This is a genomic window from Gilliamella sp. B2911, from assembly GCF_026536965.1.
Lineage (GTDB): Bacteria > Pseudomonadota > Gammaproteobacteria > Enterobacterales > Orbaceae > Gilliamella > Gilliamella apicola_E.
In genome coordinates this window covers 114,512-129,000 of the sequence record NZ_JAFNNA010000006.1, presented here as the reverse complement: position 1 = coordinate 129,000, position 14,489 = coordinate 114,512, and the positions used below count along the sequence as shown (strand labels likewise).

General features: G+C 35.7%; 13 protein-coding genes. 4 read left to right on the top strand and 9 right to left on the bottom strand.

The window, feature by feature from the left end; all coding sequences use genetic code 11:
* Positions 1–211: 211 nt before the first annotated feature.
* Positions 212–1,180: a 23S rRNA (adenine(1618)-N(6))-methyltransferase RlmF gene (gene rlmF, locus J3U27_RS07190; RefSeq protein WP_267377150.1), complete on the bottom strand. Its 969-nt coding sequence runs from the start codon at positions 1,178–1,180 to the stop codon at positions 212–214.
* 247 nt (positions 1,181–1,427) lie between these two features.
* Between rlmF and J3U27_RS07185 the strand changes: the two genes are divergently transcribed.
* A complete protein-coding gene (locus J3U27_RS07185) occupies positions 1,428–2,795 on the top strand; it encodes a sodium:proton antiporter (RefSeq protein ID WP_267377148.1) in 1,368 nt (455 codons plus the stop codon).
* Between the two features lie 75 nt (positions 2,796–2,870).
* Here J3U27_RS07185 and J3U27_RS07180 read toward each other — a convergent pair whose 3' ends face one another.
* From J3U27_RS07180 to J3U27_RS07170, 3 genes are read right to left on the bottom strand one after another with little or no spacing between them, the layout of a single operon-like run.
* Positions 2,871–4,052, bottom strand: coding sequence for a carbohydrate porin (locus tag J3U27_RS07180; protein WP_267377147.1), 1,182 nt, complete (start codon positions 4,050–4,052; stop codon positions 2,871–2,873).
* 26 nt (positions 4,053–4,078) lie between these two features.
* Positions 4,079–5,434 carry an MFS transporter gene (locus J3U27_RS07175; protein ID WP_267331367.1) on the bottom strand — a complete coding sequence of 452 codons (1,356 nt, stop codon included), beginning with the start codon at positions 5,432–5,434 and terminating at the stop codon, positions 4,079–4,081.
* A 25-nt stretch (positions 5,435–5,459) separates the two neighbouring features.
* Entirely contained in the window at positions 5,460–7,028 is a 1,569-nt protein-coding gene (locus J3U27_RS07170) for a hypothetical protein (protein ID WP_267377146.1), read from the bottom strand.
* Between the two features lie 249 nt (positions 7,029–7,277).
* On the opposite strand from J3U27_RS07170, the gene J3U27_RS07165 reads away from it, so the two are divergent.
* Positions 7,278–8,084, top strand: a complete 807-nt coding sequence (locus tag J3U27_RS07165; RefSeq protein ID WP_065734585.1) for a helix-turn-helix domain-containing protein — start codon at positions 7,278–7,280, stop codon at positions 8,082–8,084.
* A gap of 78 nt (positions 8,085–8,162) precedes the next feature.
* On the opposite strand, the gene J3U27_RS07160 is transcribed toward J3U27_RS07165, so the two are convergent.
* Positions 8,163–8,963, bottom strand: coding sequence for a DUF1266 domain-containing protein (locus J3U27_RS07160; RefSeq protein WP_267330206.1), 801 nt, complete (start codon positions 8,961–8,963; stop codon positions 8,163–8,165).
* Positions 8,964–9,252: 289 nt separating this feature from the next.
* On the opposite strand from J3U27_RS07160, the gene rhaS reads away from it, so the two are divergent.
* A complete protein-coding gene (gene rhaS, locus J3U27_RS07155) occupies positions 9,253–10,071 on the top strand; it encodes an HTH-type transcriptional activator RhaS (RefSeq protein WP_081303373.1) in 819 nt (272 codons plus the stop codon).
* Positions 10,072–10,100: 29 nt separating this feature from the next.
* Positions 10,101–10,949 carry a helix-turn-helix domain-containing protein gene (locus J3U27_RS07150; protein WP_065562546.1) on the top strand — a complete coding sequence of 283 codons (849 nt, stop codon included), beginning with the start codon at positions 10,101–10,103 and terminating at the stop codon, positions 10,947–10,949.
* Between the two features lie 63 nt (positions 10,950–11,012).
* On the opposite strand, the gene rhaM is transcribed toward J3U27_RS07150, so the two are convergent.
* From rhaM to rhaD, 4 genes are all read right to left on the bottom strand, one after another.
* Positions 11,013–11,327: an L-rhamnose mutarotase gene (gene rhaM / locus J3U27_RS07145; RefSeq protein WP_065562547.1), complete on the bottom strand. Its 315-nt coding sequence runs from the start codon at positions 11,325–11,327 to the stop codon at positions 11,013–11,015.
* Between the two features lie 73 nt (positions 11,328–11,400).
* Positions 11,401–12,555, bottom strand: coding sequence for a lactaldehyde reductase (gene fucO / locus J3U27_RS07140; RefSeq protein ID WP_065562548.1), 1,155 nt, complete (start codon positions 12,553–12,555; stop codon positions 11,401–11,403).
* 12 nt (positions 12,556–12,567) lie between these two features.
* Positions 12,568–13,602, bottom strand: a complete 1,035-nt coding sequence (rhaT, locus tag J3U27_RS07135) for an L-rhamnose/proton symporter RhaT (RefSeq protein WP_065562549.1) — start codon at positions 13,600–13,602, stop codon at positions 12,568–12,570.
* A 53-nt stretch (positions 13,603–13,655) separates the two neighbouring features.
* Positions 13,656–14,480: a rhamnulose-1-phosphate aldolase gene (rhaD, locus tag J3U27_RS07130; RefSeq protein WP_065562550.1), complete on the bottom strand. Its 825-nt coding sequence runs from the start codon at positions 14,478–14,480 to the stop codon at positions 13,656–13,658.
* Positions 14,481–14,489 lie beyond the last annotated feature (9 nt).

Here is a 14,489-nt window from a genome sequence, read left to right as displayed (position 1 = left end):
TATAGTGATTGGAAAAACACGATGCAACACTTTTTTTCGCTCATTTACGTTAACTTTTGTAAATAGGATCTAAAAAGGATCTAAATTATACTTGGTTAATTACTGTTTTATTTAAATATATTGCAATTGCAAATCTTTAAAATTAGAGCAATTGATCCTCAAGAATTATATTTTAGTGTTTAAATTCGTGATTGTGATCATTTAAAAGTTTTTAAGTGAAATTTAACACCTCAAAACCCCGCTCCTCAACTTTTTTTATTATCATTTTTCGCTCTTCTTGATCAAAAAACGTCCACGCAACAAAACGGCTAATTTTTTGTCCTTGAGCCATAGAGACAATTTTATATTCAGTTGCCACTTTTAGTTGTTTTTTTATTTTGCTTAGCGTCTCTTTTTTCGATACCAATGAGGTAAACCACAGGCATTGCGTTTTGTATTTGGTACTCTCTTTTATCATTCTAGTGATAAATGCACTTTCGCCCCCTTTGCACCAGAGTTCAGCGTGTTGTCCACCAAAGTTGAGGATGAGATTATCTTTCGTTGAATTTACTTTTCCCAACTTTTTAAGTTTAGTGTAAGCACTTGCATGTGCTTCTTGTTCGGAGGCGTGAAAAGGTGGATTGCATAGGGTGGCTAGGTAAAATTCTTTAGGTTGAATGATATTTTCAAAAATAGCTTCGTTGTCAGGTTGTAAGCGACATTGTAATGTGTTTTTTAATAGATCATTAGATTGTGCTATCAATGAAGCAACTTTTATTGATGTTGGATTGATATCACTACCAACAAATGACCAACCATACTCTGCACAACCAATAATTGGATAAATAATATTCGCCCCAACCCCAATATCTAAAATGCGAACCTGTTTACCTGTAGGAATTTGGTTATCTTGCGCTAACAGATCGGCAAGATAGTGTATATAATCTGCTCTCCCCGGGATTGGCGGACATAGATAGTTGTCAGGAATGTCCCAATACGAAAGTTGATAATAGTGCAATAATAGTGCTTTATTTAGCATTTTGACCGCAGTAGGATCAGCAAAATCAATCGTTAACCGTCCATATTGATTAGGCTTTACAAAATTAGATAGTTCGTTCAATGTTTTGATAAGTAAATCAAATGGATAACCATTAATGTGTTTATTGCGGTGGTGTAAAGCTGTTTTTTTGATTGATTGCATGGATGATCCAACATAGAGAATTAATCACTATTATAACGTTTTTGAGCATATTTGTGAAAATAGCGAGAGATTTTATGCTTCAAAAACCCCGCTCCTCAACTTTTTTTATAATCGTTAAGTTATACGATTGTGGATGATTCGAAAATTAATTTTGAATTTGTTATAATCATCCGCTTTAAATCCAACCGATAATACAATGAAAAATCTAAAAAAGTTTTTGATATTCCCTTTTTTGAGTTTAGTGCTTATGTCTTTTGATTCCTATGCGAGTGAGTTTCATGGACAGGCGTTATCATTACTTTGGGTGATCCCTTTCGTTGGAATTTTGTTGTCGATTGCTTTATGTCCACTATTTTTAGCCCGATTATGGCATTATCACTACGGTAAAGTTGTTGCCGTTTGGACGTTATTATTTTTGGGATTTGCGCTGGTTTCATTTGGTTTAACGACAACAATTGAACTAACAGTACACGCCATTGTTCAGGAGTATATTCCTTTTATATTATTACTTTTGGCTTTGTTTACGGTTTCCGGTGGCATTCTGATTAAGAGTGATAAAATCAGCACACCAAAATTCAACGTTATTTTACTGATGATTGGCGTTGTGCTTGCTTCAATTATGGGAACAACTGGCGCTGCGATGTTGATGATTCGTCCACTACTTCGAGCTAATCGTCAACGACAGTATGCTGTACACACGGTAATATTTTTTATCTTTTTAGTTGCCAATATTGGCGGTGGATTAACGCCTTTAGGCGATCCACCGTTATTTATTGGTTTTTTAAAAGGTGTCGATTTTTTCTGGACAGTTAAGCATATGCTGTTGCCTGTTGTGTTTACATCAGGGTTATTGTTAATTATTTATTATTTTATCGATCATTACTATTACGTTAAGCAGTATGGTGTGAATAGCAATCCAATTAGTGCTAAGCCTGTTAAGTTATATGGTCTAAATAATCTTGTATTATTATTGGCTATTATTGCTAGCGTGATTTTGTCTGGTGTGTGGCATTCATCGATAAGTTTTACTATTTTAGGTTCACAAATCGCATTACAAAATTTAGTTCGTGATGGTCTTTTTATTGCGATTACGATAATTTCAATAATGATTACCCCAAAACAAGTTCGAGCAGGCAACGAATTTAATTGGGAGCCGATAAAAGAGGTTGCTAAGTTATTTATTGGGATTTTTATTACTATTGTGCCTGTGCTGGCGATTTTACGTGCGGGTAATGATGGTGCGTTGGCTTCGGTCATTTCATTGGTGACTAATGACCAAGGTGCGCCAATAAATAGTATGTATTTTTGGTTATCAGGATTGCTATCCGGATTTTTAGATAATGCACCAACTTATCTGGTCTTTTTCAATCTTGCTTCGGGTAACGCTAGTAGCCTAATGACGACGTTTGAAAGCACTTTACTGGCTATTTCAATGGGCTCGGTATTTATGGGCGCTTTAAGTTATATTGGTAATGCCCCTAACTTTATGGTTAAAAGCATTGCGGACCAAAATAAAATCAATATGCCTAGCTTTTTTGGTTATATGAAGTGGTCAATCGGGATTTTGATTCCGGTTTTTATTATTGATAATTTGGTGTTTTTTGTGTTTTTTTAAGAAATGACTCTTTTTAGAATTCCCCAAGTAAAGTGCGTATTATTTTTACTTGGGGTGAATGTTAATTAGTCTTATTTAAAAGAAATATTTAAAACGGACCCTTGCGCCATAACGATTATCGTTACCTCCTCCTTGTTTTTCATCGCGCTCTAATCTAGATAAGTAAGTCCCTAAATAGATATTGAAGTTATCCATATCCATCACATTTGAAATTAAGTATGAGGCATTGACAGTATGTAATTTATATTTGCCTTTAGCATAAATTTCACCATCACCTCGATAATTTGTATTAAATGCTTTTATATCATTGGCAGCATAGATGTAACCAAGACCAATACCTTTCCAAATACCATTGATACCCGCGGTAAAATCTTTTTCTTGTTCGGCATCTAAATAGGAGATGCTGCTATTGAGCAGTAATCCCTCAGAAGATTTATCAAAATCACCTGCACTATTCCAACTCATCGTTAAGCCATACCCATTACGTTTTGACTGATCATGCCATTTGCCGTTTATATCATGATAACCATAAGCGTTATTAACAACATTACGCTCCATTGCTAGGGCTGCTGATATATCATTATTTCGGTAGGATATGATGGGACGTAAGTAAACGACGTTTTTATCTTTTTGCAATTTATATCCATGATAACGGCTATGGTCAAATAAGGAGGTACCATCTTTTACCATTGCATTAACTTGCAAGTTCAAATCACCCAACTCTTTGGTTAATTCGATTGCACCGCCGTTACTGCTACGCCCTCTACCCTCTTTCATCATATAGATGTAACCAAAACCATCACTATATAAATCGTTGGCAGTATTGCCAGAATATTCTATGAAGGTATCTTGCCCAAGTGGGAACATGTCGTAAGCTTCATAGCGACCAATTCGTAGGCGCCAGTCATCTTTTTTACCAAAATAGAAACTAGCATCATCTAGGTTAACTTTACCTCCCATGTCAGCAAGCGGTTGCACCGAGAATCCTGCATAGTTCTGATTCGCTAATTCTCTTTTCCCATCCAAGCCGAATAAAATACGGCCATTTATATCCCACTGATCTGTGTCATTAGCATCAAAGTCTTTGTTTGCCGATGTTCTAAGTGAGGTTAACTGCTTTTTTTTGCTTGCAGCATCAATATTAAATTCGACATCGCCATAAAGTTTAAGTGTTCCTTGTTCGGTCTGCCATTCAATGGATGCTAATGCGGATATAGAATAGAAACAGCAGACTCCAGCTATTATTTTTAATTTCATCGTTATTTCCTTTTAATGTAAATTGATTAAACTTTTTGTTCATCATTAAGATTTCTGGCATCTAATTCAGCTCGAATTGAAGTATAACTGTCATCAAGTTTGTAGAACTTAGCTATCCAAATCATCGAGGCAATAATTAAAATGGCAGGTAAATATAAGTAACAGAGTTTGATTGCAAAAAGCGCACTTGGTTCTTGAACTGCATTGGCAACATATCCACCAGATGAGAGTAAAAAACCGGTAATAGCACCAGCGCCAGCCATCGCCACTTTGCCAAAGAATCCATTGATTGATGTCAAAATTCCGGCTGTATTAATACCGGTTTTCCATACACCATAATCAACCGGGTCAGCCTGCATTGAAAAATAGATAGCAAGGCGTTGCCCAGCACCGAGTGATAAGATAACCGCGCCGATGATAAGACCAAGATGATTCACGCCCGATAACATCATTATTCCCATACCAATTAAGTTGATAGCGCTTGAAAATAGATAGACATGTCGTTTTTTCATCTGATTGGCTAAGAATGGTACGGTAAGTGTGCCAATTAAGGGGACGAAAGTTGATATTCCCGCAATTATTGCGGTAAGGTTTTCGCTTTGTACGTAATAGTTGAAGAAATAGACTAAGGAGCCAGTTTGTAAAAAGAATGCGCCCCACATAAGAAAGATGTTAGTTGCAAAGATTTTCCATGGGTTGTTGTCTTTTAAACCTTTCCAGGCTCTAGTTAAGGTCATTCGCTCTTGTTGTATAGTGATTTTTTCCTCAACATTTTTAAAACTGACTATCAGAAAGAAAGTCGCAATAATCCCAAAAACAATAGCGGTATATAAAAAGCCATGTGTTTGATCACCATTTCCCAATGTCGCAACTAGCGGTAATGTTGCCACTGCAACAATCGTTGAACCTAAGGAACCTAATAAAATTCTTACTGAAGATAAGGTTGTTCTTTCTAATGAATCCGCAGTTAAAAATGGCAACATTGCACTAAATGGTATGTTGACCAAGGTATAGATAAAAGAGAGGCAAAGATAGGTGATAAAGGCATAGATTAGTTTACCTGTCGTTCCAAAATCAGGCACATAGAAAACTAAAATACACAATATGCCAAACGGTATTGCGCCGATTAATAGCCATGGACGACAACGTCCCCAACGTGTGGATGTATTATCGATAACTAAGCCCATTAAGACATCAGCAACACCATCAACCAGCCGGGTAACTAAAAACATTAGACCGACATAATAAGCGGGTAGTGCCATTACGTCCGTATAAAAATACATAAGATATAATGAGATTAATTGCCATACTAAATTACAAGATAAGTCAGCAATCCCATAACCTATGCGTTGCCGCCAAAGAGAAAATAATGAATTGACCATTTTTTTATTCCTTATAAATTTTTAGTTAAAGTTTATTTTGTCGAATAAACCAAGCCGGTGTGCAACTCCAAGCATGACAGTAGCTATTGATGATTTTGCTACCATACGGTGAATAATTAAGGTCGTTTGGATCAAACAATTCCCAAAATGTGTCTGCCCCAAATTCGACCATTTTTCCCCAATATGCTTTAATCTCATCAATGGCTTGTTGTTTCATGCCTGTTTTGAACAAGGCTAAGATGTAGTGATGTCGTAAGTAAGGCGTGTTCATGCCGATTTCTGGTGGAGTTGTTATTAATTGCGTTAATAATTTTTGTTGATGAGCTAAATCGCCTACATCAGCTAAAACCATCCAAATTTGTGTGGCGAAACTAATTTGTTTTTGTTCGCCGCTGGTGTAAAAACCGGCTTGCTCGTCCCATAATGTTTGTGCTGCTTTTTTAACCAAATCTAATTTTTGGTTAAGCGCCTGAGTTATATCAGGTTGAAAATGTTGGGAAAGTCGACATGCTTTGTCTAAACAGTAAATTAAAACACCTTGAGAAGCGCCTTGTTTATTGAGTTTTTCGTGCCAATCAATAAATGACCACCAATCATCACTATCTTGAACTAATCCTTGCGCGTCACAACGTTTTAGATTTATTTCAATTTGCTGTAACGCGATCGGCCATAGCTCTTTAACCGTTTGTCGATCATTAGTTTGATTAAAGTAGTCGTAAAGGACATCGACAAAAAGAAGTGAGTAATCAAATAAGAACGTATCGTCAGCAATAATGTCAGGTTTAACAAAGACATTAGAGGAAACCAGACCATCTTCCCGACGATGGCTAGCAAAGAGGTATAAGCATCTGCGGACTAAATCGTGCTGTTGAAAAGTGACGTTGTTCACTAGGGCTTGTAAGCGTAAATCGCCTAACCACAGTCTTCTATCTCTTTTCGGTCCATCCTCGAATACGTCTTGCATACAATTTCGAAGCGTGTGAATGGAGACTTGATCTATCTTCGCTAATAGCGGATCTGATGATTGATAGCTAAGACAGTGTTCTGGTGCTGAACTGACTGTGTTAAAAGTTATATCTTTAAATAAAATTTGGTATTTAGGCGATAGTGAGACAACATCTATTTTTAAGTATCGAAAACAGTAGCGTCGAGATAAGTTGATTTTAGCGGGTAAAATATCAATGTATTCATCATGCTGTTGTAACCAGCTTTTGCTGAGCCAACCTTGATATTGACTGAATGGTTCAGCAATTTCACACAGTGTTTCACCAAATGTTAATTTTATATGCGCAGGCGCATCAGGAGGGCTACCAGTAGATTCGCACAAGAAAGAGAGGTAACCAACATTGTGTTGACCAAAATCAATTATAAAACTATCACCTGAATGAAAACTCTGATTGAGATAATCATTTGCATCACTCACTATTTTTGATGACCAATGATGAATAGCACTTGGATCATTGATGAGCGAAATAATCTTTTGGGGTGAGATCTTTTTTTGATAAATCTTTGGTTGTAATTGCTTTGCTTTCAGAATAAATGCATTATCTTTTACCATAACTGCATCAATATTTTTTTGAATTGCTTGTGCCATATTCTTCTCCTATAGAAAACATTTAGGAGTATAGCTATGCAAAACAAAAGCTAGCCACTAAGATACTGCCAGATTGCGTTTATAAATGGCAATATTAAAAAGCTTATACCGAGCAAGTTCACATTTTTAAGAATATTATTTTTTATCTCATGTTTAATTACTTTATTGTATTTATATGACGGATAAAAATTGTCTTTTATTTAACGGGATACCTTGATAATAAGTTACCGTTGTAAGGATATAATCAATATGTATACTTTAAAAATTGACACTTATTTTAATCATAAATCAGATAAATTAGCCCTTTATAAGAGTGACCCTGAGGACAACGGTTGCGAGCATAATCATGAGTTCGACGAGTTAGTGATTGTTGAGCACGGTCATGGTTTACATGTTATTAATGGTAAGCCGTTATTTATTCAACAAGGTGATGTTTTTTTAGTTAGAGGGCATGATTACCATTTTTATGATGATCTCGGAACGCTAAAGCTAACTAATATCTTGATTAATCCCAATCAGAATTTTACTTTTTTGAAGAATATGGAGGAGCTATTAAGGCCTATCTCCGCAAGTGATTTAAGTTCTTATATTTGGTTAGCGCCTAATATTCGTAAAGAGTGTAATTCTGTTATTGATCAGTTATTTAATTTAAATAATTCAATTGAGCATCGTGAGTATCTGTTTTTTAAATTGCTTGTTATCATTAAGCAATATCAACGTCAGTCACAACAAAATAATACCCGCTATAAACTCCATCTTTTGCTTAACCATCTTCAAGAAAATTGCTTTGATGAATATGATTGGAACAATATAGCGCAAACGTTTCATTTAACAACACGTACAATGTTTAGGCATATTAAACAAGCAACCGGCCTAACTCCTGAAAATTACATCAGACGATTACGGTTAATGTCAGCAAGATTAAAGATTAGAGAAAGTGATATGACTATTACCGAAATATCATTACTTTGTGGTTTTGTTAATAGTACTCATTTTACTACACTGTATAAAAAAACGTTTGGTATCACGCCATCTGAAGAGCGAAAATTTAACTAAATTTTAATATGGTTGGGTTTTAAATGACGATTAAGTATTTAAGTACTTGTGACAGTTTACACTGTCACAAGCATTAAATTAATTATTTAACGGATATTTGAGCCATGGGCTCTCTTCGGAAGTGGTGCTTTGAGTGTAGATATCAAATAGACCAGGAAGCGATGCATCATCAGGCTGATACACAGCACGACCTAGCATATAACTTTGACCAAATTCTTTCCAATTGACAAAATTTTCTTTAACCGTTGGTAAAACTGAGTTAATCGATTGCCATGCTTGATCTTTGCTAATATAGCCCGCTATATAGCTTGCTCTGGCAATATAAACTAGGCGTCCTAAATCCCATGCAATTGAACCTCGTAGTAGAATTTGACGCAATTCGTCTTGGTCTTCAGCGACTTTGTTTTCAATTAACATTGAAGATACTTGATCTAATCTTGAGCAATAGATTGTAATAATATCACGGTAATCTTCTGGAACTTGGTCATCAATACAACTTTGCCACTGCTCTTTAGGAACGTTTAGATAAATTTCAATCGCGACATCGATGAGTTTGTGAACTGATCCAAAAGAGGATAAACATTCAGTAGCACTTTGTGGAGAAGTTACATCCCAAGCTGTACTTAAGCGATATCGCTGTTCTTTTTTACCAGAGTTTCGGGCATCGCTTTCTAAGCTATCCCAACAAAACATATGTTGCTCTGAAATAATAAGTCCAGCTGATAATGCATTTTGCTGGTCAACTGTCAGTTGTTCAGTTTTTTGAGAATTTTGGGGAAAAGGTTTGTGTTTTAAAGTTTTAATGAGAATCGTAATCACTCTATTGTATCGTACAAGTAGTGACGCTAAAAGAATCAAAATTACAATTAAGATTTCCATATGAGTATCTTCAATTTTTGACATAAATCAATTTAAGTGCGCAAAAAATATCACAAATAATAACTTCCAACAAGATGAAAATTTAAAAAAAATTAAGCTGTTTATATCACTCATTTTTTAAACAAAGTAGTTTGAAAAAATGTGAAGCTTCGCACATTTTTAATAAAAATTCCTGTATAGCTATAATTTATTGCCAAAATATTATATTAGCTGTCCAAATTTTAAAGGTGAGATTTCGATTTACTTTTTAGAATGTGGTTGTAGGTTTTTATAAGGAGTGAGGTTCAAAATGATTGAGATGTTACTTGATAAAGATTTTTTTTCGTCTAGCGATCAAAATATCACCGTTGAGCCTCGGGCGCCTCAACCCGTCTACCCTGAACATACGCATAATTTTAATGAAATCGTTATTGTGACAAGTGGGTATGGAAAACATATTTTAAATGGGCGACTATTTGATTTATATCCAGGTATGATGTTTTATATTAAGGCTTCGGACTGCCATTTGTATGAGAACGTTAATAATCTACATTTGACCAATATTTTATTTAGAGATCCTGAGAATTTTCATTTTATTAATGGGATAAATCAGTTAATTCCAAATCCTGATCCGATTCATTCTCATTACTTTTTTGATAAAAAATCTGATGAAAATATTCAATCGATTATTAAGCAATTGACGCAAAATCAATCAAGTGCTGTACAGGAAAGTTTATTTTTACAATTACTACTTATTTTTAATAAGAATTTTTATGTCAATGAAGGTTCTGGATCATCTGATAATCGCGTTAAGCAGTTGTTGCGTTGGTTACAGATCAATTTTAAGGAGCAAATTGATTGGGAACAGTTAACGGCACAATTTTCATTGTCATTGCGCTCTTTTCATAGGAAGATGAAAAATGAGATTGGCATCACGCCTCAAAAATATTTAATAAAGTTGCGGTTAGCTAATGCTTATACTCAGTTAATTTATAGCAATAAATCTATTACAACCATTGCGCAAGAATGTGGTTTTAATGATAGTGCTTATTTTTCTACCTGTTTTAAACAAGAATTTACGTTTTCGCCACAAGCATTACGTAATAACCCAGATAAAGGTTATCATTAGTTGTTTTACTAGTAAGTCAGGAACAGTTTATGGAAAGATGTTTGCGTTTATATAAACAAGATTATTTTATTTCAAAGATGAATACTGTTACTGTCGAAAAACGTGATCATCAACACCCTTTTCCTTTACATGATCACGATTTTTATGAAATTGTGATTGTTTGTTCAGGTAATGGTTTGCATTATTGGAATGATTATATTTATCCAATTACCAGTGGCGATATTTTATATATTAATCCCAAAGATGTGCATGGTTATGAGTCAGTTAATGATCTCAAATTGGATAATATTTTATATTTGAGAGAGTCACTTTTTTTATTATCGACTATCGAGTCTTATTTACCTAAAGTGACAGCCAAACATAATGAGCGTTCTTGGCGAATTCAACCTTCATACCTTAAACTTTTATCTCCTCTTATCGAAAAATTAGCTATCGAATCAAAGAAAAATAATTTAGCCTCCGTACATTTATCTGAGGCACTTTTTCTGCAATTAGTTATTTTGTTAGACCGGATAAAACAAGCACCAAAGGTAACGGAGCCGACTGCTACTCATCAGTTGGATTTATTGTTTACCGCGCTCCATAACAGTATTGCAACACCATTTAATGTTGATGTTTTTTGCAAGGAAAATCATATTGCAAGCCGTTCACTTAGTCGTTTATTTAAAAGCCAAACAGGGATGACCATTAGTGGTTATTTACAAAAAAGGCGATTATGTGATGCCATGTCTTTACTTCGTAATACTAACTATTCGATTAGTATGATTGCTGCTGAGTGTGGTTACGATGATAGTAACTATTTTTCCTCAGTGTTTAAAAAGCAAACCAATCAAACGCCTTCAGAGTACCGGGCTAAATTTAATGATAAGAAGTGCTAGGTGAAGGTAGATTAAAAATATATTCAATTTACTCTCTTTTAGGCTTTAAAAGAGAGTAATGTTTTATTCTAAATAAAAGACTTCTGCTAATGATTCACTAATTGGGCTGTTGTCTGGGTTGCTTGGCATGATATCTTTCATAAACGCCCACCATTTTTGACAAGCTGCTGTTTTAGCTACTGCATCCCATCGCTCTTCTGATTCGATTTCAACATAAGCAAAAAGTAGATTTCTTTTGCTGTCTAAAAATATTGAGTAATTGTGAGCGCCATGGGCTTTTAGTTCTTTTACCAGCTCGGGAAAGATTTCGTCATGCCGTTTTTTATATTCAGCATGTTTGTCAGGATGGACCTGCATTATGCTTGCTTTTCTTATCATAATAGCTCCTTTTTAATGAATTAGGTTAAATTTGCATTTAACCTATTTAATTATCACGTGTACATTCAATTTTTTATTGGTAAATAGAATGATATAGTTGCTCAATTTCTTTTACGTTAGTGTCACGCGGATTGCCTCCGGTACAAACATCATCAAAAGCAGCTTGAGCTAACGCAGGGATATCCTCAAGTTTTACGCCAATATCTTTTAATGTAGGAGGGATACCAACATCTACGTTAAGTTGTTTAACAGCATCGACAGCAGCTTTTCTTGCTTGTTCGATCGTCATTTGTTCTGTTTTAGCCACTCCCATCGCTTTAGCAATATCACGATATTTTTCACCAGTAAATTCGGCATTGTAAGCCATGATATGAGGTAAAAGTACCGCATTAGCTACACCGTGAGGAGTTCCATAAAATGCTCCAAGTGGGTGAGCCATTCCGTGAACTAAACCTAATCCCACATTTGAAAAGCCCATGCCAGCAATATATTGGCCTAATGCCATGTCTTGAGAACCTTTTGCAATCCCTTTTACTGAGTCACGTAATGAACGAGATATGACTTCTATTGCTTTAAGATGGAACATGTCTGATAGTTCCCAAGCGCCTTTGGTTATATAACCTTCAATGGCGTGAGTTAAGGCATCAACACCTGTTGCTGCTTTTAAACTCGCTGGCATACTTGTCATCATATCGGAATCTATGATTGCGACAACGGGAATATCGTGAGGGTCAACGCAAACAAATTTACGTTTTTTCTCTTCATCGGTAATGACGTAGTTAATGGTCACTTCAGCTGCTGTACCTGCTGTTGTAGGAATAGCGATTGTGGGTACTGCTGGTTTTTTCGTTGGCGCTACCCCTTCAAGACTACGAACATCAGAAAATTCTGGATTGTTGATAATAATACCGATCGCTTTTGCGGTATCTTGTGGTGAGCCACCACCAATTGCAATTAGGTAGTCGGCACCCGATTGTTTGAAGACTTCAACCCCTTTTTGAACAATACCAATAGTTGGATTTGGCATGACTTCATCAAATATTTGATAAGCAAAGCCATTGTCATCTAATAGTTTTGTTACTTTAGTTGCTACTTTGAATTTAATTAAATCTTTGTCAGTAACCACTAATGCTTTTTTAAAACCCCGTTTTTTTACTTCATCTACGATGTGGCTGATTGAACCAGCGCCAAAGTAAGATGTTTCATTTAGAATCATTCTATAAGCCATAATGTTTTCCTTTTAATTCGTCATGCCTAAACCAACAATGTTCGCTGCAACAATGATAACTAAGCAGCCAATACAAAGTATTCGTACTGGTTTTTTGCCAGTACCAAACCACTCTTTTAGTGCTAATCCAACAATACCACCACAAAGTACATAGAAACTCATATGTAACATCCAACTCATGAAACCATATTCAGTTGGAATATTTGCATGACCCCAAGCATAGAAGAAGAATTGGAAATACCACATTGCGCCACCTAAAATGGCAAATAGTATGTTGCTAATAAGTAGGGATTTGGCAACTGAGATATCTTTTTTAAATGAAAGTTCTTTTTTAGCGCAGAGTCGACTAATACAGAAACCTAGATTAATAATTGCACCACCACCCATAATAATGACATAGCTTGGGAGAGCTACGTATAGATGGTCTACGCCAAGTTCGGCAGCTTTTTCGTGCATTGGTACTGCTGCACTCATGGCAAATGACATACCAGCAGAGAAGATACCACACATGATGGCAAGAAGAAGTCCTTTCTTTAAATTAAAATCTTCAACTTGTACTCCGAGTGTTTTTTCTTTCAATAAACCCGCATAAGTTACGATAGCGACACCAATAACAGCAACAACGACACCTAATAATGTCATTTTTCCGCCAGTTGAAGCCAATAATTCACCAAATTTACCTTGTAGTATTGGCGTCATTAGCGTACCAACGATTAAGGTTATGCCAATCGCAATACCTATGCCCATCGACATGCCTAAATAACGCATTGTTAGTCCGTAACCAATGTTACCTACTCCCCACATGGCGCCAAATAAGAAAACTGGAATTAATATATCTGAACTAAACGATCCGTAATAAGACCAAAAGTCAGGCAATAAGAAGTAACTAATTGACCATGGCAATATGATCCATGAAAATAGTCCGGCTATTGACCACATGGTTTCCCATGACCAATTTTTTACTTTTTTAAGTGGTGCGTAAAAACACGCGGCAGAAGCGGCACCAACAAAGTGCCAAAATATGCCTAAAATAATTGAACTACCCATATATTTATCCTTATATTTTTGAAATATAATTTGATATTTTTTATTAGTAGCTTTTACTGTTTTAATGCTTCTTCCATTGGGTTCACATCAAAACGCTCAGCTAATAATCTGAACTCTTCCGTGGATATGGTTTGACGTTTTCCTCCCATTGATAGGACTTTTACAAGAACTTCTGCTGATTTTTCAGCTGTATCAATCAAGCCGAAAGCTTCATCTAACGTTGGTCCTGTTCCAAATACACCATGGAAAGCCCATAACACTAAACTATGTTTTGCCATCTGTTTTGCAGTGGCATAACCAATTTCGTCTTTTCCTGGAACCATCCAAGGAACGACACCAACACCATCTGGAAATACAACTAAACATTCGGTACTCATTTCCCACAACAATCGCGTTATTACCGCAGTATCAAGTTCTAGGACATAAGTTAATGCAATTAAATTGGTCGCATGACAGTGCATGATCACGCGGTCTTTTCCTTGGCTTTGTTCGATTCTTACAATATGTGATTGCAGATGAGCAGCGAGTTCAGAAGTCGGTAATCCACCATTTATTAATCCCCACATGATGTAATAACCCTTGCCTTGTTCATCAATTTTGACAATGGCTAACGTATCAGCAGGATCTAAAATGACATTGCGGAAAAACTTACCTGATCCTGTGACAATAAAGTACTGGTTAGCAAGTTTAGTCACATCTTGTGTTAACGATACGTGACGGGGATTTTTATAAAAGTCACTTTGAAAAGAGACCACATCACTTTCAAGTAATCTTAAGCTGACATTACCACCATTACGCTCATCCCATCCTTTTAACCACATATCGTAAGTGGCTTTGATCATCCCTTTTACAAACCAAGAAGAAAGAATCTGTTGCATTTTGTTTTC